The organism is Candidatus Nitrosocosmicus sp. R (genome assembly GCF_054408505.1).
In genome coordinates this window covers 1351777-1375082 of the sequence record NZ_CP167090.1, presented here as the reverse complement: position 1 = coordinate 1375082, position 23306 = coordinate 1351777, and the positions used below count along the sequence as shown (strand labels likewise).

The window sequence follows — 23306 nt, the reverse complement described above, 5'->3', positions numbered from 1 at the left end:
ACCGATTTTAGTAATGTAATAATCATTGCGTAGGCACCAGGAGAGAACATGTCTAGACTTTCATATTGATATGATCTGCAAGTATTATTGGTGGGCTTCAATCCTCTGCTTTGCTATAGATTTTAGGTTAAGTAATTATTTGAACAAATTGAACAAGAATTTGAATACTTTAAATAAATGTCAACTTATATGAGTGACGATTTGAAAGCATCAGAAAAATCCGTTATAGAAGGATATCTGAATTGAAATTTCTATGAAAAAATATCGAAACAGAATCAAATTTCAAAGGGAACCGTGTTTAACATTATTAAAAGGTGGAAGGACCGGATTGCTGTCCCAGCTATTGATTCTATACGAGAATTCTCTGTCTTCGTAACCAAATCAGGGTTGACCATAGATCAATGTGTTCAAGGGGTTAAATTTATCAAAATCTTGTCTAGCTTCGGATTCTCAGACGAATTAGATATTGGTCAGGCGCTTTATTTTGATGATAATACTCATTTTAAATATACCCGCCTGGAGGAGAATACAGGGATTACAGATGATGAAAGTGCTGGAAAAAAATCTGTTAGAGATGCCGCAACCCTCAGAGACAGTTTTTATCACTTTGTAGGTAATCTTTATGATAATTGTAAAATTCATCATAGATCCCGCTATCATAGTAAGATAGATGGACGACTTGTTAGAATTTGGCTTTTTTGCCTTCAATTCCAATACAATTGAATCGAATGCTGACGGTACACCTATCGATGACGCAACAAATTTTCCAAAAAATAGTATCGTAATGATCAAAAAAAACCAAATATCCTTAATTTCTAAAATTGACATTATCTTGAAAAGGGGAAGCTAGAATTTCAAAGACTGCAACAAGCCTGGATCAAACTTTCGAGAGAAATCAAAAAGGCAATTCAACACAAGAACACTATTGTCTCTAACCTAGAAAAAACTATGATAAAAGAGCGAAATATCATGAAGTATTATTCATGGTATAAGTCCCTTATGCAAGAACTAGAATATGAATACGGCATAGATATCGGAGAGGAATTCGGCTCCTTTGCAAGGGCAATTGTAGATTTCAAGACATATCACTACAATGTGCTCGATAATATCAAAGATTATAAACAGATCGAATCATTGAGAGAAGAGAAAGAGAAAGTTCAAAGTATAATTGATTTGAATACACACAAAAGAGATATCCTCCTCGAAGAAATTGACTCTCTACAGGAAAACCTTAGGTATTCAACCCAGTCCTTGAATACCTATAAGGAATTACTTGAGAGAGGCCTTGGACTTAAGGAACTCAAAAAGCTATTAAACACATTAAGAGAAATCTCTAGAGCTAACAAAATAACTGACTGGGAAGCATTGCCCAGATTTCTCAACGATGTGGAAAAACAATACGATAATAAACTAGGATTTGAAAGCACAATAAATAATCTTAAGGCAAGAATGGAGAAACTTCAGGCTGAAGTTCCAGAATATGAATGGTATTTAAAATTACAGGGCGTTGTAAGCCTAACCATTATCCATCTTAACAGATGTGGTGTAACAAACGAAGACATTCTTAACATAAATAGTTTGGTGCTATCTTTCAAGAATTCCAATTTTATTGATGATCTTGCACTTAGAAAGAATGGTAACGGTGTAATTAAAAATGGTACCCTTAATGGGAACGAATACTGGCAACGATTTATAGAAAAATTAGAGTTTAAAAAATATTCATTTGGCTATTAATCAGAGTACGTCCATTTCTAATAATCTAAAAATACAAATCGAAAGAGTAAAGGTAAAAAAGCAGGAGTTGGAAGAATATTATTCCGACGCAGTAACGAATCTGAATCACTTATACAAACGTCTTTTTCAATTGAAGTAACCCGACATCTCCAACAAGAAATAAATAAAAAATTGTTGACTGCTGCGGGACTGAATCCAATAATCTTTAATGTACTAATAATAAGAAACAAAGATGAGGAAAACAATAAAAAGGAAAACAACGGTGACGAATAAAGGTTATTTGACTTAATTTTGATTTTTATATTATTTTTGATAATTATCGAAGAGAAAGATGATGACCTGGGTATCACTTACGAAATAATGAATCACTAATAATTCTCTTAATATCGTCAATTTTGATGTAATTCGCGATTCTCTTTAGGAAATTTTTGCAAAAAATAAAAAGTTGTGAATATGATTAGTTCGACTACATTTTTAGAGGGGAGGGGATATTACCGATTCACTAAAAAAGGGAAGAATTTTGGTTAGTATTTTTCCTCTTCCTGCATATATTGCAGTATTTCGTCTGCGGTTTGCAAATCGTGTCTTTTGCTATGGACGGGGTTTAAACCCTGTCTTTCAATACTTGAGTTTTTTTGTAATGACTTTTCTTCACCTCCTACTGTACCTAACTTGATTTTTTTTCTTTGCTTTTTCATGCTCGTTTTAGTCCAATAAACTATAAAACTGGTTACTTTTTTACCAAATTAAACAATAAGGATTTGATAGCTCAGGGAATAAAGGTATAATATAGATAAATCCTCAATTTTATCGATTTAATTAACCTTTCAAGTCTTCATATGGAGTCTCATCTCCACCAATTTGTTCAAATTCTTAATTTAAGGTGGCCCTTCCTAAAAGGGAAAAAATAAATTATTTCAATAATCAAAATATGAGGATGAAATTTAAGAAACTCCACTAGGCTGTTTATGTTCTGAATGTTCAAGCTTTATGTGCTCTTCTTTTTCATCCTTGTTTCTAAATGTAATTCCGCAAAGGTGGCATGTATTATCAGAAGATGGTTTGTTAGCTGGTTCGCCAGTTGTCCCCATATTAACAACTATACAGCATTTGTAAATATAAGCATTAAATAGGTCGATTAAGAAGATCTGTCCAGCAGCCGAACAATTATAATTTGCATACTCTTGATGGGTTAATATTTTTCTAAATTTTTATGTTTTTGAGTAAAACCTTCCTTCAATAAGCAAAAATTTATTATTTGATCTTAACAATTTTACTACTATTTTCATTTTGAAGATGTTTGAAAGGATACCATTTCTTCAGAGAAAAAATGGCTATGACGTTATGACCAATATCGTTGAAATCATTTCAGTTATCTTCCGAATAACTCAATACTGCAGGTTGACTCTAGATATGCAGTCTTTCACTATCATACAATCTTTCCTTTATCTTGTTTCCATTCTTCCCAATCTCACGCAAGAATACAATTATCAATTTTTTTAATCCAATTAGCGTAAATACTAGATATATTTAGTTTTATATTAGACAAGGTAGGAAAATGAAAAATGGAAGGGATCGATGATAAAAATAATAGTGATTCTAATTTGGACCCTAAAGATGATACTGAGATAACAAAAAAATACTTAATAGAAATTGTTGGGAAATTTAAAAATATTTCTACCATAGAACTTCCAAATTATGAAGAGGCCTTAGATTTATTTAATCAGAGGTCAAAGGAAGGGAAAAATCTAATACTTTATGAGATACACAGATCAAAAATTGATGGATCGATGGTTAAAAAGGTTCCAGTGCTTAATACATCCAAGCATGCAGAGAGAATGCGAGTTCTCCAAGAAGAATTAAAGGATTCTACTCCCGCCAATAATGGGACAGTTAGTGCTCCAGTTTCTACACCATCCTCTCCTGACCAGAAAAGTAAAATGACACTTGGAACAATGAAATTTAAGATAATAATTCTAGCTGCTGTAGTAGCTGGTTTTATACTGACACTATTTATGTTAAATATCATTGCAAGTGGAGGTAGTGGAAGCATGTCTGCCCATTCGATTGGATTTGATGCTATCCAGAACTACGTTCAAACTGCATCAAATGTTAATTACAATTACAATCATCAGGATTTAGTTTCGATCTATTTTCTTCCCTAATACCGAATTTCTATTAGCTCTTAATTCCTTTAATACAAATTTTATCAGAATCTATTTGTTTAAATTTTAAGCCTTAGATCCAAACTATATTGTTCTTGCAAAACTACTGCATCTCAATTTTGTTAATTAGATTCTTAGTCTAAAAGAAAAATTAACATTGTTCTGTCGAGACTTATTCACCATTATATACCGTTTTTCTAATCCCTAGGATGAAAAAAACATCTTTCTCATGTGCTTCATAGCAACCATTTTCAAATACCTATACGAAAACACCATCCCTAAAAGCATGCGATTTTCAATAACATTCAAAGACATCAAATGATGACTATTAGAATGTTAGCGCAAAATCTCCTAACTCATTTAAATAATCCATTTTATCGAAAATTTGTCATATGGATAATAATTGTGTTTTATTCCCAATCATATAATAATAAATTTAACAGTAAATCCTTGTGAATATTCTGGTATCATTGTTACTTCTATATTCCATAGTAGGTGGAAGCTTGATTTTATTCGGTTATGATGATATTTTTGCACAAAGCACTGATTTCCAATTACCATCTTTATCCTTTAGCACTCCATATTCAGACATGCCATCAAACATGGAAGGCTCGCTTTTAGAACTAGGTGATATAGATGAAAAAGTAGATTCTCAAGTGAAAGAAATAATAAAACCAACATTTCAGAATCCGTTAGAAAAATCTGCTACTAAAGAAAAAGATAAAATTTCATCTGCCATTGATTCCAAAGGTAATGGGATTGGAGAAAAAAGTGCTCCTACTACCAGTAGCAGTGATGGTAATGTATATGTGGTCGACTATGCTAATATTCGAGTTCAGAAATTCAATAATCAAGGTGACTTTATATCTAAATGGGGCACCAAAGGCAAAGCGGATGGTCAATTTGGAGTACCTCATGGAGTAGATGTGGACAAAGAAGGGAATGTTTACATCGTCGATATGGATAATAATAACGTTCAAAAGTTTGATAGCGAAGGTAACTTCCTCTATAAATGGGGTTCCATCGGTACTGGCGACGGTCAATTCATGCATCCTCATACCATCAAATTGGATTCTGCTGGCAACTCCTACGTAAGTGATATGGCAAACTTTAATATTCAAAAGTTTGATAGCGAAGGTAACTTCCTCTATAAATGGGGTTCCATCGGTACTGGCGACGGTCAATTCAATGCCCCTGAAGGAGTTGCTATAGATTCTTTGGAGAACATATATGTTACAGATACTGATAATAATAACGTTCAAAAGTTTGATAGCGAAGGTAACTTTATCTCTAAATGGGGTATTACTGGTGAAAATGAAGGTCAATTCAAGAAGCCTGCTGGCCTGGACATAGATAAAAATGATAATATTTATGTAGTAGATGCCGGCAATAGTCGAATCCAAAAATTTGATAGCGATGGTGAATTCTTGACAACATGGGGATCAAAAGGATCAGCTAGCGGACAACTAGCTAGCCCCCATGATGTGGCGGTAGATTCTGAAGGAAACGTTTATGTAGTTGAGCAACTAAACTTCAGAGTTCAAAAATTTGATAGCGATGGTGAATTCTTGACAACATGGGGATCCGGAGGAAGCAATAACGATCAATTTCTTGATCCTCACAGTATTGTGGTATCGTAATATTTTTCACTAATTTTATTAATTAAACACTGGTTTTATTAACTCTCATTTTATGTCTATACCTTTTACAAAATATTAGATAATCTATTTTATACAGGAGCAAATATGGGTCTAAATATTCAAAGATGATACTCTACCTTAATTACTACATAACTATTTAACCCAATGAAAATAATTTTTTTTGTGAAGTTTGCTTTTAGCACTAACGCCTTTACCAATTATTCATTAACCCAATCAATAGAAGAAATTTCCAAAATAGGTTATGATGGTGTCGAGATATTGTGTGACGTTCCTCATGCATATCCACCAAAATTGAATGAAAATAAAATTAAGGAAATCAGTAATTCGCTAATTCGTAATAGAATAGAAATTTCCAATCTAAATGCTTTTACTTTATTTGGTTTAGGTGATACATATCATCCTTCCTGGATAGAAAATGCAGAAGACGTCCGTGAGCTCCGCATAAAACATACTGTAGATTGCATTAACCTAGCTGAAAAACTAGGTGCAAAAAATATTTCTATAGAGCCAGGGGGACCAATCGAGGTGCATACAAAAAGAGACAAGTATTTAGATCTTTTTGCGACGGGAATAAGAGATGTTCTTCCTCATGCTGAAAAAAAGCAGATAAAGGTATTAATTGAACCAGAACCTGAATTATTGATTGAATCTTCGACTGAATTTTTGCATTTTATGAAGGAATTTGATTCTGAATTTTTGAAATTAAATTTTGATATTGGTCATTTTTACTGTGTGAATGAGGACCCAAGTGCTTTAATTCTCAAATTGCAAGCCTATATCGAACATTTTCATATGGCCGACATAAAAAACAGAAAACATTTCCATTTGATCCCTGGTCATGGATCGATTGATTTCAAATCTGTTTTTGCGAAAATGGTCGAAATAGGCTATAATGGATATGTAACTGTCGAACTCTACCCTTATAAGACTAACCCAATTGATGCTGCTTTAGAATCGATAAGGTATATTAATTCAATCTAGATTATGTTACTTAAAATATTTGGATGAACGATCATGCTTCAAAATCCCTATCTAAAGCTCCTTCGAATTTCTAATGTTTTCACGGTTCCACCAGACATTATTGTAGGATTTTTAGCAGTATCCACCAACTTAAGTTCTTCGACTGGTCACAGTATTTCCGATCTCGTAATTTTGATTTTTTCTTCCATTTTTTTATACCTTGGAGGTATGGTCTCAAATGATATATTTGATATCAAAGTGGATAGACTAGAAAGACCTACTAGACCACTGCCCTCAGGCAGTATAAGAAAAACAAATGCATTACTTTTGACCATCCTAATGTTTAGTTTGGGATTAATCCTTGCATCATTTGTTAATCAGTCTGCTCTTGGAATATCATTGTTACTCATTATAGGTATAATATCTTATAATTATAAAATCAAGAATGGATTTTTCAGACCATATTTGATGGCAGGAATACGAGCATTGAATGTTATTTATGGCGCCAGTTTTGTATTTGACCTATCCAATTATAGCACGGGTCTTAGCTCTTTTCTATTACTTGCTTTGGCATCTTGTGCCGTGTATTTTCATATCTTCATCCTGACCTCTCTTAGCAAAAGCGAAACAACAAGAGAATTTTTAAGAGTCAAAAAAGTCCTAAATATTCAAAAAATTCAAATCATATATCTTGTATTTCTGCTTTTCTCTTTATCACTAGCAATAATTTTAATACCCTATAAATTGGATTTCCTGATTTTCATCCTATTCTTCTTGGTCTTGATCAATTTACTTTTTAATCGAGCTTCCAAAATGGACCACAGCCAAGGCGAATCAGTGATAAGATTCATGGTCAAACACATGCTAATTCTGCTTATAATTCTGGATTGCGCATTCATAGCTGGTGAAGCTGGTCTACTCAGCGGGTCAAGTGTAGCATTACTTACAATTCCGTGCATAATACTTGGTAAATGGATTAGCATGACTTGAGGGAGTACATAGATTAAATTATAATTTCTTATTTTTCATCCTAATTTACGATCTGACTAGATATAAGTATATCAGTTAAAGTGCTTAAATTACAAATTTTTTTAAATGGGCTTTCACGAAGTGTATTCAACATGAATAGAACTATTAATTTGACTTTACTTGTAACTCTATGCTGTTTTTTAACATCGGCTTTTATCTTTACCTGGCCACCAAATGATCCCAACAGTCATGCTTCTTCTTTCTTACCTGAGAAGAATTCAACATTTTCAAATTCTTCAACAAGTAGTTTTGAAAGTAATCCAATAACGACAATTATCATTCCAAATGAGGGTTCAAACTTAATTACAAATTCTAATAGTAAGAATAATAATGTAACTGGGCAAAGTTCTCATCAAACAAATGCATTGTCCTCTATTAATACCAGCTCACCTTTAGTGAAAAATGAAAGTGATTTTACCTCCTCTGATGATACTTTAAAGGAAAATGTTAGTAGTGAAGGTACAAATAATGATACCTCATCGGATTCTCCACAAAGAGGCAAATACCTAACTGACAATAACGGAATTCACTATTATAATATCAATAATTGTAGTGAGAAGAAAGGATCATCAGGCATCGGGGAAATGTCTGAATGTGAAGATGCTGCAAAGGAAATGAGTGAAGAATAGAAAAAAATCATTGGTTTGACTTTAAGAACTAATAGTAAATAAAGTACGGTAATTTTATTATTATTCTTTGTTTGCACATCAACTCAATAGAATTTTGGTACGCATTTTTTCATAGTATATTTCAAAAAAATAAGGTGAAGGTTCGCAAAATACTAATACCTATAGATAAAAGAACTTTCTATGGTGTTATATTGTCCCTTTTGAGATTACTTAGTGGGTTTTTTTCTCGTATGGCCAATATTCCTGCAATAACAAATAATGCCAATGCTGGTATTGCGAACCATTGAATAAGAGCGAAAAGCATTACTCCACACGCTATCAAGATACCTCCAACGATTTTATTATTTTTAATCTTAAATGCAGCAACAATAGCTCCTACGTTTATTGTTATTATAGCTATTGCTATTAGTAGAGCCCAACCAACAAAAAGGGCTAATATTGGGATTCCAACAAAGACTATTTATCAGAAAATACAAAAAGAGCCCGATAAAGGGAATAATGAGTCCTAGAATAGCTGTAATAATAGTTAGCTTTTGATAGCCTTTCATATTTTTGTATGTAGAGAATAGTAATTAAGTCATGATCCTATTGCTCTTCCTATCATCTTAGTAAGTGCCCCTCTACAAGACCGTTTTAGTAGATAAAGATTAATTTTAATAATGAATGTGTTGAAAGTTGAAAATTGGGTGACATTTAAAATATCAACCCTTTTTCCGCCATAATACCAATCGTGGTGTACTGTGATGCCGACCCTTTCAACAACTTCCAGATTTTCCAGACGTGTATTGGTTTGAAGGTAAGACATTGGGATATCAAGCAAGGGATTTGGATGTTGTTTTTGCTTGACAACAATGCTTTATTAGATGCAATATTAGGTGCACCTAACTATAATATAAACAATTTCTTGATTATCAAAAGTAATAATATCATCAACAAGAATTAAACCGATTGTATATGTTTCAAGCATAAAAAACCTGGTTTTATTGTTTATATTAATTTAATTCACTAGTTTTAAATAAGAACTTACGATATCTCCTATATATGGCAAAATGTCCATCTTGTAAGGAATCAATAAATCTAAGCCAACTAATAACAGAAGAATTTGAGGATGGGGACCTATTATTCAAGTTCTTAGGCTTGAGTTGTCCCAAGTGCGAGATACTTTTAAAAATACAAAAAATTGATTAATACACATTTCATAGACAACTAACGAATTTTGGATCTGTCTTCGGGTCTTCTTTTTTTAATGTCATCCAATTTTCTCTTTTTGACAATATTGGATTAAATGGATTTGTACTGTAAAATTCACTATTTAGTATTCCTCTATAATGACGGCGATGAAATTATTATTGGACAAGCAAACTAGTGTCCTAGTCTTTATTGTATTACCTATACAAGCAGAATTTTGTATTGATTAATAAATACTATGACCAATATATTCACTTGTTTGACAAACAACACCAATAAAAATTCAAAATATTTTGTTATTTTAGATATCGTGGGATTAGAAGTTTCTCGTATTGAATCTTCAGCACAAATATTTCCTAACATATCCAGTTTGTTTGAGAACGACGGTGAATATGGATACATGAAACCAGTGTTTCCCTCAGTTACATGTACCGCACAGGCTAGTATTTTGACAGGAAAATATCCAAAGGAACATGGCATTATTTCAAATGGTTTTTTCGATAGAGAAAACTTCCAGACTTTGTTCTGGGAGCAATCTACTAATCTGGTACAATCTGAAAAAATATGGGATACACTAAAAAACAAAAATAACATGCTTAAGACAGCCCTATTATTCTGGCAAAATTCTATGTATTCGAACAATGACTATATTGTCACTCCTCGTCCTATCCATTTAGAAAATGGACAGATGGATATGTGGTGTTATTCTAAACCGGTTAACTATTACGAGGAAATAAGCAAAGAAGTTGGCGAATTCAATCTGATGAATTATTGGGGCCCATTTGCATCCATAAAGTCCTCAGAATGGATATCAAAATCTGTTCAATACACTATCAAAAACCATCGTCCCAATTTGTTGTATGCATATTTTCCACAACTCGATTATACTGCGCAAAAATCTGGGCATTCTAGTTCCCAAGTAACCGATGATTTAAAGCAAATAGATATTTATGTTGGTAACATTATAGAAAAGGTCAAGGAAGCAGATATTCTTGATGAAACTCATTTTCTATTGCTCTCTGAGTACGGATTTAACGATGTCAAAGATGCAATACCAATAAATAGAATATTAAGAGAAAAGGGATTGCTTCAGGTGAGAACAATTAATGGAAAAGAGTATATTGACTATGAATATAGTGATGCGTTTGCAATGGTAGATCATCAGATAGCGCACATTTATATCAACAACAGAAACAATATGAGCAAAGAAAAAATTAAGATTGCTATTGAAGGTGTTCCCGGAATCGACAAAGTTTGTGATGAGGAAGAAAAACAAAAACTCCACATAAACCATTCAAGAAGTGGAGAGTTTATTGCAATAGCGGAAATGGATAAATGGTTTAGTTACTATTGGTGGTACGATGAACAGAAAAATAAGAGCTCAAATTTGGATAAAACTGAAACTGATGATGGCAATGACAATGCACCTAGCTTTACTAAAACAGTGGATATTCACAGAAAACCCGGTTATGATCCTCTAGATCTTTTCATAGACCCAAAAAGAAAATGCATCTCCACAGATACCCGTCTAATAAAGGGTTCCCATGGACGACCATATAATATTGAATCGGGAGAGGGATTATCAGCCTTCATATCAAACAAAAAGATTGAACACATCAAAAAAGAGAAATTTGACGGGTGTCCAGTAATAAATTGCCTAGATATTTTTGACATTGTAAAAAAGAACTTTATTTAAGAAGTTAGGAAAATTAGAAGCATATTAGCATATAATAATAGAAAATAAGAATCAAAGGAAATGGCATTTTCATATTCTATTACATTATCTTCATTTCTGAACGTACAAAAAAACGAATTAGAAACTCTAGAGAACCTTAGCCGACTCGGTTTGACTGAATTGGAATTGTATGGAGAACCAGATGAGGTAAACTCGGTATCCCTTAAGGATCTTTTGAATTCATTTGATGTGAGGGTAATAGGTATCACTGGAATGTGGGGCAGGTCGAGTTTGAATGGATGGAAAAGACGTCTTTTAAGTAACGATAAATCCATACTGAAATATTCTGAAGAGTATGTGTTAAAGTGTATTAAGTTATGTAACTATTTTGGAGGAAAACGAATTAATTTATGTTTGTTTTCAGATCCTATTTATTCTTTTGATGTAACCCATAGAAACGTTAATGAAAACAACAAGATTAAAGTGTTAGAACGTTGTGTGCCATTGTTGAACCGTCTTTTAAAAACTGCAGGAGAAGAAAATGTCTCTTTGATGGTCGAACCACTAAATCGCTATTCAACACCTTACTGTTGTACTTATTCAGATGTAATCTCGTTGAATGAAAAGTGTGATGAACTAGAACTCCTGTTAGATACCTTTCATATGAATATAGAGGAAGATTCTTTTGAGGATGCGATCTCAAATTCCCACCCTATTCTTTCCCATATGCACTTTGCTGATAACAACAGGAAGATGCCTGGTTTTGGCCATATCGATTTTAATACGATAATAAAAGCCTTAAAAAAAATTTCATATGATGGCAAAATTAGTTTTGAACCCACAATCTTGAATAAAAATTATTATTCTGCTGTGAAATTTGGATTAGACCATATAAAAAAACTTGATTTAAAATATTAAATATATAAAAATTCTGAAATAATAACTACTTAATATGAAAATATTCCACAGTATATCAATCTTTATTAATAAAGGCAATAGCATAATTACAGATTATTTTGAGTGAAGCCTATGTATTATTGAATGTTAATTATAAGAAACAATCCAAAGTAATAGATCAATTAAAGCTGTTATCTACAGTAAGGGCAGTAAAATCTGTCTATGGAATTTATGATCTAGTGATCATTTTTGAGTCCGATAATTTGCAACAAGTAAAAAGCGAAATAGATGAAAAGTTACCTCTTATTGAAGGAATAGAGAACATGACCACTTTGATATCTGTTTCATAAAAGAAGACGAGGCTTGTTTTGTTAAAGGTAGAATATTGGAGAAATGATTGAGAATGTCAATTGAAGAGTATGAAGTTATTATAGTAGGAGCAGGGCCCTCAGGACTTTCAGCGGGTATATTTGTAGCAAGACAGAGGACCAAATGTCTTTTGATTTCAAAGGACTTGGGTGGACAGATGAACCTGATTCCTAAACTTGAGAATTATCCCGGTACCATGATGTCAAGCGGACCACTCCTTGCTAAAACATTGGAAAATCAGTATTTAACATTTAATGGTGAAATGACTTATGATACTGTAGAAAAGGTCGATCAAATTGAAGGCAGTACAGACCTGAAGGTAAAAACAGGACGTTCTGAATATCTCACAAAAGCACTAATTCTTGCACCAGGAAAAGTTCCAAATAATTTAGGGGTCGAAAATGAAATCCAATTTCAAAACAAAGGCGTTCATTACTGTACAAAATGTGACGCTCCTTTTTATCAAGGCAGAACTACTGCTACTGTTGGAGTTGGGGGCTACCTTTTAGAATCAGGCATATTGTTGTCTAGAATGGCATCAAAAGTATACCTTATTTATCGTGGTGGTCAGCTAGGAGGAGATAGGGATATGATAGAATCTATTAAAAAGAAAAATAACGTAGAACTCATTCCAAATAGCTCAGTTACCCTAGTTTCAGGTAACAACTCTTTACAGCAAATTCAAATTAAAGATAATGCGGGTGTAGAGAAAATGATAGACGTTGATGGTTTATTTGTCGAAATGGGATCCAAGATAAATCTAGATTTTGTAAAACATCTTATTAAACTTAACACAAAAGGTGAGATCGAGGTTACTGATGGAGGAAAGACCACTCACCCAGCAATTTTTGCGTCAGGCGATGCAACAAACATTCCTTATAAGCAAATCGTAGCAGCATGCGGTGACGGTGCGTCTGCAGGAATTTCTGCATTTAATTATATTGAGAAATTAAAAGGAAAACCTGGTATCCGTTCTGATTGGAAGAAAACTATTGGTGATACTGTGTTTCACTATTAGGGATAGATAGTGAGGCTCTTTTTTACTTATTCTTTTTAAATTAAGCACCTCCTAAGATACTTTACTACATACTTTTATATAAAAACTGCATTTTTTATTGGTAATATCAAGACTTTATTAAATCATTATTTTCCCCCTTTCCTACTTTTGACGATCTTTGGTATCTAGATAATTCGTTAGATTCATTGAATAAAATTTTTTCAATGAAGGAATGTTCTTTTCGTATTCATCAAAAACGATAAATAATGTAAATTTGATAAACTCCTCAATCTCATTTGAGTTTATTGACCCAGATTCAAACAGGTCCTTAACTATCGTTTTTAATTTGGTTAGCTTTTCTTCTTCTATACTAATACTGAAGTTTGTGTATGTTGTCACTTGGATTATGTACTTTATTTAGTATTTATCCTAATCTGGGTAAATTTATATAAAGATTTTATTGATGAATCCATTATAATTTTGAAGTTTCGATTAACAATAAGTTAAAACAGAGCTAATGCTTCTAGAATTTGGGTATTTGGTCTTGTTTGGACAGAAATGAGATAGGCAATTCTAGGCGGACAATGAGATCTGTATATACCAACATCCCAATATACCTCAATTCAAATCTGGACAATGGTACAAATATACTACCACATGATTGATTTCATAAGAAGAATTAATAAATAAATTTAGTTAGCAATTTTTTACTGCTACATTCTTCAAATTTGATATAAATTATAAAAATAAAATCCTTAATGTCTATGACCAGTACTAAAAGTTTTTCTACAAAAAACGCAGGTGTTCTCGTAGTAGCAATATTTTCCATAGCAATCTCAATGGGATTAAGTCAGGTGTCCTCAGCAATGGCCCTGGACGAGCTTTTGGATTGCAAAGGAATTGCAAATGGAACTAATAATCTTGACACGAAAGATAAAATGTCGTGTGATGGAAATGAAAACAAAGTATCAAAAAATTCGGATATCAAATCTGAAAATGACGATTCTGCATCTTCAAATGATGATGATGATGCTGATCAAAGTAGTGGAATAGAGAGTAAGACTGATAGTGTTCTAACTGCCGGTCCTGCAGTAGCATCACAAGATGATCACATCATTAAACCAATCAACCTAAATAAGGGCACAGATTCAGACGAGCCACTAAAAACAAACAATGATATGCAAAAACAGTCCGCCGAATCTTCACCAAACCTAATATTTCAAGATAAATTGGATTTAGGAGACCAATTTGACAAGAATACAAATGCTGGTGTTTCAGAATTATACGAATCATTTGATTTACCCTATACCGCAATTTACAAGAACCAGTGAACTCAAACTTCACCAAGCCTTTTTTTAAATTTTTTTTAATTAATTATTATTATCGTAACGATTCGCTTTAAATAGATTCAGATTTTTAATCTTGAACACATGTTAAATCCAACGGATATCGACATTGATCTATGAGATAGAAAACTTAGATTGATCAATGTAATTTTAGGTTATTCCTAGTTTGAAAAAAAATGTAATACCTATACCAACCAATAAAATAGTAGTATTTTGAAATGGATCAGCTATACAGTGTGTATTAAATCTGTAAGATTTCTCTTTGGTTTGGGAAATAACATTTTCCTTGGATATCCAATGCATAAGATCGAGGAAGGTTCCAAATCAGTACCTACCACTTCTTTAAGTAATTGTTCATTAAACATGCCTATCCAAATGGAGCTCAATCCTAAAGCATGAGCAGCTAATTGGGCATAACCAGCTGCAAGAGTAGCGTCTTGAATAGAAAATTTATGTAGTACCTCTGAATGAAAATTTAATTTAATTCGTGAAGGGTTAGAACAAAATACTAAAACCAATGGTGCATTCACATATGGCTGGTTATTAGCGGCTTTAATTAGGTTCTGTTTCAGCTGGGTATTTTTAAGATGATAAATTTCAAAACCCTGGAACCCACCCGCAGTGGGTGCTGTGTCAGCAGCGGCAAAAATGATATCTATTTTCCAACCCTCTATTTCTCTTTCGTCAAATTTCCTCTGTGAGCGCCTGTTGAGCATAACATTAAAAATATTACTATCCAAGACATCGTCCATTTCAGACTTTTCTTGTGGGGTTGGTTCTTTTGGGTAAACTTTTGGAAGTATATCGGAAGGAAACATACTATCCAAAATTCTATTATCTTCCAATACAAGTAATAACCATTAGTTATTAAAAAAGATTCTAGATTGAATAAATAAATTCAGTTTTGATATTCGATTTTATTTGTATATTATCAATTACGTTTGTACTATTCAAGTTACCTTGGACCAATAGGTAACAAAGTTCCATTTGAAAACAAATGATAAAGTTTTGCAATTAATTTAAATAAACAAATGTATGTTTAATAATTACCTTAATTTGTAATGGTCATTTCTACAGGTAGTAGGTTCTATCTTATATCCTAAATAAAGGACTTGATTCAAGTTTGGGTTTAATTTCCAATTTGATAAACTTTATATTTATGTCTTATTCTGAATTAGATACACATGAACAGTCATAATTGCATTTGCATTAATTGTAGCCCCAATAGCAATATCTCGATATGCTTTAACAGGTGGTGGTAATAAAGTAAGTCATAAAATTGAAGAAAACCAAAAAAGCTCACAAAAAAGCCAATCAATCAGCGGCGGCGGCAATTTCTTATCTGATAACAACATCTACTTCCAAAACCAACAAAACTTCGATCACAATGTTTTAGCCCAAAGTAGCAGCGACTAATTTTATTTTTTATCTTTTTAATGCAAGTACCTATAGACATTTTCTTGACCTATAACTGACTCATCAACCTTATAATGAATAAATTACGATCCCAAAAGTCATGTATAGAGTTTTAAATATACTAATCCCTGATTTCATATTTTATACTAGCTACATGATATAGACAATAATTATCTTCAAAAAATCAGGGGAACAAAAATAAAATTCTGTAACTTAACTGAGTATTCCTAAATTGGGCCTGGCTCAATATATTTAAAGCCCTCTAAGCTTGTTTTTTTCTGCTCGTTTTGTTGACCCGATATTGTTTGGTTTGAAAGATCGTAATTTGTAAGTTCTACCTTGGTATGTAACCATGGTATTTTTCTTTGTTCCTATCTTTAAGATATAAAACAATTCCTACTACAAAACATACTAATCCTGCAATAAACAATATTACTCCAAAAACTAAACCACCAAAACTACTTAGGTCTATTTCACCATTCTCCTTTAAAAAGGGTAAATTACCAAAAAATAGATAAACGGACGCCTTATTGTTTTGATCCATATTGAACAACGAAATATCATACCTCCCAGTTGCATTTGGAGTTATGGTTGAAAAATAGGTTTTTTGAAAAGTAGAATTAGATACTATTTTTCCATTTGGATCAGTTACCAATTCATTTAGGACATTGTGATCATTGCCCGTAGAATCAATGGTAATAGTAAGCAGCTTGTCCGTGGAATTAATAAAAATACTAGAGTTATAGGCCGTTGAGGGATCAAGTGTTATTTGATTCGTAGTGAGACTTGGATTATTCTGAACGAACATGCCGCTAAAGGTCATCCCCCACATGAAGAACACTATTATTGAAGACAAAAATAGAGCACCACTAATAATTAAAACCATAAATCCTCTTTGCATTTGAATTGTATTTCTTTGAATGATCCTTAAATATAATCTGTAGTGCATCTCAAATTCAGTTGATTCCTAACAAGAATATATGAAAAAACTAGATTTGAAAAAATCTATGTAGGCAAATTATCGATCAAAAGATTAAAAATCTATTCAAATTGTGATATTATAGATTTCAGGTAAATGCACTCTATATCTCCCTAATAATTAACGGTTAAAAAACATTATACATAAACGCAAGAAATTATTTATATAATTTCCGCTTTCAAAACATCGCTTAAAAAAGCGAAGTCCAATTGGATAAATATAAAAGTTATTTTACACTGACTATTTATTATCATACCTTTTAGGGCTTGTAATGAATTTAGGAGACTGCTCACATTATTTCTCCTTAATGCTGGATGGCCTGTGAAGAATTTCGCGATAAATTGCCGAAAAAATGATCAGTGTATTTATACTTTATTAAATATTCTAGAATACAACTGGTCTCGAATGATCGGCAAACATCAGTAAAAGTGGGGTAGTGCTTTAATCCATAGTCAGCCCACCTCACTTTTACTTTTTAATATGATTGAAATACTAAAATCAGATTCTGATACAAGAAGTTGGTTTGACTGTAACTCCATCTATAGTTCAAAACAAACCAAAAGATTGTTATTTAATCAAATTTTTGTTATTTATCTCAGCTGTTAAAAGCAAATCCTGCTAAATAAAATACTGTATTTTTTCTTAAATGTTTTCAAGAAAATTGTTATTATTATTTTTCTGTATCGCTGCTCCCGTAACCTGGCAAAAAATTTGTTTTCAAGATGAATGTCATATCAGTCCACGAGTATAGTGGGGACATTTAAGTGAGGAGCTATTTCGATTATTTCCAAAGCTAAATATGTTGGTCTGGCATTTGAAATTAGTCGGTGAAAATATTGATAAAGGATGATAAATTAAACTATAAAGCCATTTATGATTATATCATTGGGCTTGACCCAGATATCAGATTTGTAGGATTAATTGATGATATGGGGCGATTGGCATATGGTGGAATGAGACCTGGAAAAATTTCACTAGAATCTGAAACTGAATCTGTAAAAATATACATGGAATTTGCCTTAATTTCAAAATTACATACTGACTTTGACTCTAAACTAGGGGAAGTAGTCTATTCACTAACAGTCAGAAAAAAAATTAAAATGCTTTCTTTCCCAATCGATGGACACATAATTCGACTATCACTTGAGAAAGAGGCAGATCACGAAAAAATAGTTAATACCGTCCTTGCTTACATTAGGTCATTTGATAAACCCAGTGTTTAGTTTTTCATCTTGCCCTCATAGCTTTGGATAATCTGTTCTATGGCTTTAATCTCATCTAAGCATTGTTCTTGAAACTCGGGGTATAACCCTTCATTTTTTAGAGTTTCCAACCAACTATCCATTTTCTTAAAAAAAGAAATATATGTTTCAAGCTCTTTAGCAAAAGATTGACTATTTTCTGGTGTATCCAGGTTAGAGAAATAATTTAAAATTGTTAATTGAAAATGTAACCTATTTAATCTCAGTTCAGCAAAGAATTTTCTGTAGTAAATAATCCTTTCTTCCTTGGATTCTGAGATGATATTAGAAATGGATGGTAGTATGTTATTTCTCATAATTGGACATAAGAGGCGCACAAAATATATTTTATTATCACTTTTACCAAAATTTTCATATTCTATTTTTGTTTAGAATTAAAAAAGGATTTATCCCCTCCTTTTCTATGCTCTGTAAAATATTGATACAATTGATTTTTCTTGTACTTTGAAGGCTTGACAAGCCCGCTACTCATACTAAGACCATATCCTAAAAGCCCGCCAACTATAGATATACTCACAATGATAAAGAAGTAGTCGTCTAATATCTGAGTGTATACTTTGACAACTACATTCTGGTATACCAAATATCCATAGAGTTCTTCATTCAAAATGTAGGTATTGAGTGGGAAGCAAATTGTAAATGAAAAAATAGCTAGGATTAAAGCATATAAAACATACATTTTTGGATTTACGTATTTTTTCATCTTGGCCTTTGAATCCCATGAAGCTGGAGGTGATGGTGGTACATTCATTTTGGTAAATGTTTTCCTTACTTGTTTTTTGTTAATTAAATAAATTATCACAAATGGTGTTATATTTAATATATAATACGATGAATAGCCGAACAAAAATGGATTTGAGACGATCTGAGTTAAAAGCATGATTATTACATAAAAGCTTCCTACCAAAAGGGTCATTTCATCAAAATCTGGATAATTTTTCAGTATTCTTATAAAAAAACTAGAAAGCAAAAATGGGAACCCAAAACTATAGATCAAAAAGGCAATTAGTGGATCTGGGTTGTAATTGTAAAATTGAGTTTCTGAAAATGGTAGCGAAAAAAAATAGATAAATCCAGACAAAATCACCAAAATAATAGAAAGATTAAGAACGAGTTGAATTTTAAGAAGGTGTAATCCTTTCTTGTCCAGCAGATTGCTTGTATTATCTACTGTGCTTGAATTCTCATGATTATTTTTGTACTTATCCTGATAGTTTACTTCTTCTCCATCAACAGATCTGCTCCTGTTTGATCTTTCGGTCTGGAGGAGGATTAAATTAATCAAATAATTTGTGATCCGAAGGTTGCCCAACCCTACCAACAACCATCCAGTCAATAATATGACATGGGGTGGACTAAGAAGACCATCCAAGCCAAACTTTAAGTGCCAAGAGAAATCAAATGGTCCTGCTGTAAGAATTAAAACAGAACCCATTAATATTAGGAAATTATCTTTTCTATCCTGATTTTTATTTGAGATGTTTTTTCCAAAATTAATAAAAAATATGCTGATTACTATTAATATTCCAGTATATACCAAGGTGTGTGGATAGGAGAAGAAACTCTCAGGCTGGCTCAGAATATGGAACGTTATATCCCAACTGCCTCCCGAAAATGAGATAATTAGTCCAATTACGATGATTAAATTTTGATACCTATAAAGGATATCCCTAAAAACCTGAAGTGAAATAATTGACATCGTAAAACTTCCATTCACACAAAAATTTAATGTAACCAATCCATTCCATAAGGTCAAGTTCTCTTTTCTATTACTTTTACCACGTTGTCTATTCCCAGGTCTACAATGTAGTTCCCAAGCCTCGGACCCTTTTCTGCGTTTATTAAAATCACGTATAATAATCTAAAGATCTCTTTTGGTTGAAGATTGTTATTTTTTGCATTGTTAAAAATTATGGTTTGTATGTCTTGGGCCAAATCGTCGTCTTTAGTTTTAGCATCTTCGCTTCTGTTATTTACGGTTGATGCCAATGCAGATAAATCATTTCCAATTTTAAATATCACTTCTTTATGAATACTGCTCATTACAACTTTTTCACCGGCTGTACTTCCGTCGTCTTCACCATCACCTTCCGTCAAGCCGTTAAAATCTCCCACCCAATTTATCGCAAGGGTTATTTTATCAATCAGCTCCTTTTTCTTGATGTCTTCTTCCTTTACCAGACGATATTTCTTTAGCCTATCAAATATGGTTTTTTGTAGCAAGTCTGATTCCCGGATTTGGTTCTTAAATAAATTTGCCTGCTGTATTAATATCCTATAAGGTATATGTACAGACGAGGAATTATCAGCAGGTGGATGAAGGTGATTGATATATTCGTATACTCCTTTAATTTTCAATCGTTTGCTATCATTTGATTCATTTATTTTCCCAAAGAATATATCTTCGAATAAATCGTACTCATCCATGAGTGCAGGAATATCGTCAATACCAACATGTCTAGTTCCTGAGATTCTTTTGTATAGCAATAATAAAAGTGATTCAGGTGATCCGTATTTTAGCCACATCTGTGGAGTCAAGACATTTCCAGCGGATTTGCTTATTTTCTTGCCGCCTTTGTCTAAAAACATTTCATACTTTGCATGCAAAGGATGATTAAATTTTAAAACTTCATCAGATATCCAATCATTTATTTTTACAGAATCCATGATGTCCTTGCCAAAGGCTTCGAATTTAATGTCAAAGGCTTGCCATCTTGCTGCAAATTCAACTTTCCAAGCTAATTTTCCATTTCCGCTATCTATTTTGACTTGACCTGTATGCCCACATCCTTGGATTATTTTTTTTCCAATCGTGTTTCCGTTACACGAATAAGTTACTGCTCTCTCATTTTCTAAATAATCAATAGAGTTTGCAACATAAAGTCTGTTACAATTTTCACAAATGGGAAAGTAAGGAAGAAATTTCAGGTATTTTTGTTGGCCAGTAGATTCTGCAATCTTGTCACCAATTAATTTACTATTGGAAAGTATATTGTGAGTTTGCTCTGTTAGTATTTTACTTTTGTAGGTTTGTGTACCACTCTTAAAGGTGTACTTTATTCCTGCCGAATCTAACCCTTCTAATAATAAACTACTCATATGTTGACCGTATGAATCGTGACAATCACCAAAGGGATCGGGTATAGTAGACACAGGTTTACAAATGTGATTTTCCAGCCATTCGGGCAGGCCAACTGGCACCTTTCTTAATCCATCTAAGTCATCTGAAAAGGCAATTAGTTCTGATGAATAACCGAGATTCTGCAGAGCTAAAGAAATCCCATAAGCTCTCACAGCATCCCCCATGCTACCAATATGGGGAATCCCAGATGCTCCTAAACCACTTTCAACCTTAATATTTTCTGTTGACCTGCCGAGTTTTTTTTCTCGTTCGACTATTGTATAAGCAATTTTATCAATCCATGTTCCTTTTCCAATTATATTTTCAGGAGAACTACTCATATATCCTATAATGATTTTGTAACATACGGACCATTATTAGTATATCCAAATTTCCTATAATAGTCTCGGGTTCCTACCGCGCTTATTACTGAAATTTTTTTCAAACCATATTCTTCTCTGCAGATTCTTTCGGCTTCAGCTAATAAGCCTCGTCCTAGACCCTTGTGTTGATATTTAACTTGATTATTAAGAGCTAAACCACCATCACAATCACTAGCAGGAGGATTAAACTTACTTTGAATTCTATCATTGCTATTATCACCATTCATGTACATAATATCAGATTTAGTATTGATAGATACAGGTTGTCTATTGGCAACTTGTTCGCCCACTTTTGCGACTGTCCCGTAAACATGTAGTTCTCGTACAATTGCTGAAGTAAATGATTCGACTTTCAAATCTGTAGTATCGTTGTTATTGAATCTTGATATAGTATCTAATTCTGTTTGTAATTCTTTTCTTAGAGGATCAGACATCATTCGTAGTCTGAGAAAACCTAAAAGAAGCATCCTATCTTTTAACTCAAAAGATAGGAAAATTTCTTTACCCATGGATGCATTATATTCTGTTCTAAACAACAAGATTTCATCATTTGAAAATTCTATCTTATTTTCACTGAGTCCTATTTCTCTACAACGTATACATTTGCACCTTACTCCTTGCCTTTTTAATTCTTCTAACACTAATTGCCTAATATTTCCCATTTTAGGACCTGATATGATGTCAGGAGCTTCTATTTCCCTCTGTATCCGCATTATCCTTACCCATGGAGGGATAATTTTCTTTATCTCTACCAAAAGTTCTACCAATTCAGTTGTTGAATAACTTTTGTACTTTTGTTCTTTATACATTTTATAGAGTCCGGTGTTTCGTACTACGAGGGTGGGATAGATTTTTAGCATATCTGGTTTTAGTCTTTCATCCTCAAACAAAATCTTTGAGTCATTCAAGTCATGTTCATAAGAAGAGCCGGGTAAACCTGGCATCATATGAGCCCCAATTTTATAACCTGAATTCCGCGCCTCATAAAAAGATCTATAAACATCTTGGATAGTGTGACCTCGATTAATCATTTTTAAAACGGTATCATTTAGTGATTGGACTCCTAGTTCAATTCTAGTTGTTCCAAGTTCCAGCATCAAATTGATATGATCCATTTTGCAATAGTCCGGTTTTGTTTCAATGGTGAGTCCAACACACCTTACAAAGGCGGTTTCATTATGTTCCTTAGCATGATTAAGTGATAGTAAGAGCGAGTTCGACTTCGATCCAAATGTACTTTTCTCTAGAGAACTATCTGTCGAAAGGATCATGATCTCATCCGATTTACTTGAATATTCGAAGTGTGATTGGATTGGAGAATCTATATCCATATGTTTGATAGAATTAAGAGCATCATAACATCTTTTAATAAAATGAATTTGGTAATCCTTAGGATAAAATGGAAACGTTCCCCCAACTATTACTAATTCTGCTTTACTAATTTCATGACCGCCTTCCATCAATTGCATTATCTTATAACGAACCTGTTCATAAG

At 32.8% G+C, this 23306-nt stretch carries 21 protein-coding genes and 1 pseudogene; 13 read left to right on the top strand and 9 right to left on the bottom strand.

Annotation, left to right across the window (positions count from 1 at the left end):
• Positions 1-294 precede the first annotated feature (294 nt).
• Both AAGU22_RS07130 and AAGU22_RS07125 read left to right on the top strand, forming a co-directional pair.
• On the top strand, positions 295-723 hold the full coding sequence (locus AAGU22_RS07130; RefSeq protein ID WP_458721499.1) for a hypothetical protein: 429 nt from the start codon (positions 295-297) through the stop codon (positions 721-723).
• Between the two features lie 225 nt (positions 724-948).
• A complete protein-coding gene (locus AAGU22_RS07125) occupies positions 949-1734 on the top strand; it encodes a hypothetical protein (protein WP_458721498.1) in 786 nt (261 codons plus the stop codon).
• A 524-nt stretch (positions 1735-2258) separates the two neighbouring features.
• Here AAGU22_RS07125 and AAGU22_RS07120 read toward each other — a convergent pair.
• The gene (locus AAGU22_RS07120) at positions 2259-2432 is read right to left on the bottom strand and encodes a hypothetical protein (protein WP_458721497.1); all 174 of its coding nucleotides are present in this window, start codon (positions 2430-2432) and stop codon (positions 2259-2261) included.
• 246 nt (positions 2433-2678) lie between these two features.
• Complete coding sequence (locus AAGU22_RS07115; RefSeq protein WP_458721496.1) at positions 2679-2825, bottom strand: hypothetical protein; 147 nt, start codon at positions 2823-2825, stop codon at positions 2679-2681.
• A gap of 474 nt (positions 2826-3299) precedes the next feature.
• Between AAGU22_RS07115 and AAGU22_RS07110 the strand changes: the two genes are divergently transcribed.
• The 9 genes from AAGU22_RS07110 to AAGU22_RS07070 all read left to right on the top strand — a co-directional run bounded on the left by AAGU22_RS07110 (position 3300) and on the right by AAGU22_RS07070 (position 13325).
• The gene (locus tag AAGU22_RS07110) at positions 3300-3899 is read left to right on the top strand and encodes a hypothetical protein (protein WP_458721495.1); all 600 of its coding nucleotides are present in this window, start codon (positions 3300-3302) and stop codon (positions 3897-3899) included.
• Positions 3900-4351: 452 nt separating this feature from the next.
• A complete protein-coding gene (locus tag AAGU22_RS07105; RefSeq protein WP_458721494.1) occupies positions 4352-5539 on the top strand; it encodes a 6-bladed beta-propeller in 1188 nt (395 codons plus the stop codon).
• Positions 5540-5704: 165 nt separating this feature from the next.
• Positions 5705-6541: a sugar phosphate isomerase/epimerase family protein gene (locus AAGU22_RS07100; RefSeq protein ID WP_458721493.1), complete on the top strand. Its 837-nt coding sequence runs from the start codon at positions 5705-5707 to the stop codon at positions 6539-6541.
• A gap of 33 nt (positions 6542-6574) precedes the next feature.
• Positions 6575-7510: a UbiA family prenyltransferase gene (locus tag AAGU22_RS07095; protein ID WP_458721492.1), complete on the top strand. Its 936-nt coding sequence runs from the start codon at positions 6575-6577 to the stop codon at positions 7508-7510.
• A gap of 131 nt (positions 7511-7641) precedes the next feature.
• Entirely contained in the window at positions 7642-8178 is a 537-nt protein-coding gene (locus tag AAGU22_RS07090) for a hypothetical protein (RefSeq protein WP_458721491.1), read from the top strand.
• Positions 8179-9625: 1447 nt separating this feature from the next.
• Complete coding sequence (locus tag AAGU22_RS07085) at positions 9626-11062, top strand: alkaline phosphatase family protein (protein ID WP_458721490.1); 1437 nt, start codon at positions 9626-9628, stop codon at positions 11060-11062.
• Positions 11063-11122: 60 nt separating this feature from the next.
• A complete protein-coding gene (locus AAGU22_RS07080; protein ID WP_458721489.1) occupies positions 11123-11959 on the top strand; it encodes a TIM barrel protein in 837 nt (278 codons plus the stop codon).
• A 98-nt stretch (positions 11960-12057) separates the two neighbouring features.
• Positions 12058-12288, top strand: a complete 231-nt coding sequence (locus tag AAGU22_RS07075; protein ID WP_458721488.1) for an Lrp/AsnC ligand binding domain-containing protein — start codon at positions 12058-12060, stop codon at positions 12286-12288.
• 53 nt (positions 12289-12341) lie between these two features.
• Positions 12342-13325 carry an NAD(P)/FAD-dependent oxidoreductase gene (locus AAGU22_RS07070; protein WP_458721487.1) on the top strand — a complete coding sequence of 328 codons (984 nt, stop codon included), beginning with the start codon at positions 12342-12344 and terminating at the stop codon, positions 13323-13325.
• 141 nt (positions 13326-13466) lie between these two features.
• Here the strand turns inward: AAGU22_RS07070 and AAGU22_RS07065 are convergent, their stop codons facing one another.
• On the bottom strand, positions 13467-13703 hold the full coding sequence (locus tag AAGU22_RS07065) for a hypothetical protein (protein WP_458721486.1): 237 nt from the start codon (positions 13701-13703) through the stop codon (positions 13467-13469).
• Between the two features lie 365 nt (positions 13704-14068).
• On the opposite strand from AAGU22_RS07065, the gene AAGU22_RS07060 reads away from it, so the two are divergent.
• Positions 14069-14635, top strand: a complete 567-nt coding sequence (locus tag AAGU22_RS07060; RefSeq protein ID WP_458721485.1) for a hypothetical protein — start codon at positions 14069-14071, stop codon at positions 14633-14635.
• A gap of 242 nt (positions 14636-14877) precedes the next feature.
• Here the strand turns inward: AAGU22_RS07060 and AAGU22_RS07055 are convergent, their stop codons facing one another.
• Complete coding sequence (locus tag AAGU22_RS07055; RefSeq protein ID WP_458721762.1) at positions 14878-15468, bottom strand: nitroreductase family protein; 591 nt, start codon at positions 15466-15468, stop codon at positions 14878-14880.
• A 932-nt stretch (positions 15469-16400) separates the two neighbouring features.
• A complete protein-coding gene (locus AAGU22_RS07050; protein WP_458721484.1) occupies positions 16401-16967 on the bottom strand; it encodes a hypothetical protein in 567 nt (188 codons plus the stop codon).
• Positions 16968-17881: 914 nt separating this feature from the next.
• Between AAGU22_RS07050 and AAGU22_RS07045 the strand changes: the two genes are divergently transcribed.
• The gene (locus AAGU22_RS07045; RefSeq protein ID WP_458721483.1) at positions 17882-18268 is read left to right on the top strand and encodes a DUF6659 family protein; all 387 of its coding nucleotides are present in this window, start codon (positions 17882-17884) and stop codon (positions 18266-18268) included.
• Here the strand turns inward: AAGU22_RS07045 and AAGU22_RS07040 are convergent.
• From AAGU22_RS07040 to AAGU22_RS07025, 4 genes and pseudogenes are all read right to left on the bottom strand, one after another.
• Positions 18265-18603, bottom strand: a complete 339-nt coding sequence (locus AAGU22_RS07040; RefSeq protein ID WP_458721482.1) for a hypothetical protein — start codon at positions 18601-18603, stop codon at positions 18265-18267. The two genes, AAGU22_RS07045 and AAGU22_RS07040, sit on opposite strands and share 4 nt — an antisense overlap.
• A gap of 62 nt (positions 18604-18665) precedes the next feature.
• Complete coding sequence (locus tag AAGU22_RS07035; RefSeq protein ID WP_458721481.1) at positions 18666-20006, bottom strand: hypothetical protein; 1341 nt, start codon at positions 20004-20006, stop codon at positions 18666-18668.
• Positions 20007-20059: 53 nt separating this feature from the next.
• Positions 20060-21769: a lysine--tRNA ligase gene (lysS, locus tag AAGU22_RS07030; RefSeq protein WP_458721480.1), complete on the bottom strand. Its 1710-nt coding sequence runs from the start codon at positions 21767-21769 to the stop codon at positions 20060-20062.
• Between the two features lie 5 nt (positions 21770-21774).
• A pseudogene (locus tag AAGU22_RS07025) lies at positions 21775-23292 on the bottom strand (elongator complex protein 3); the annotation flags it as partial.
• Positions 23293-23306: the final 14 nt, after the last annotated feature.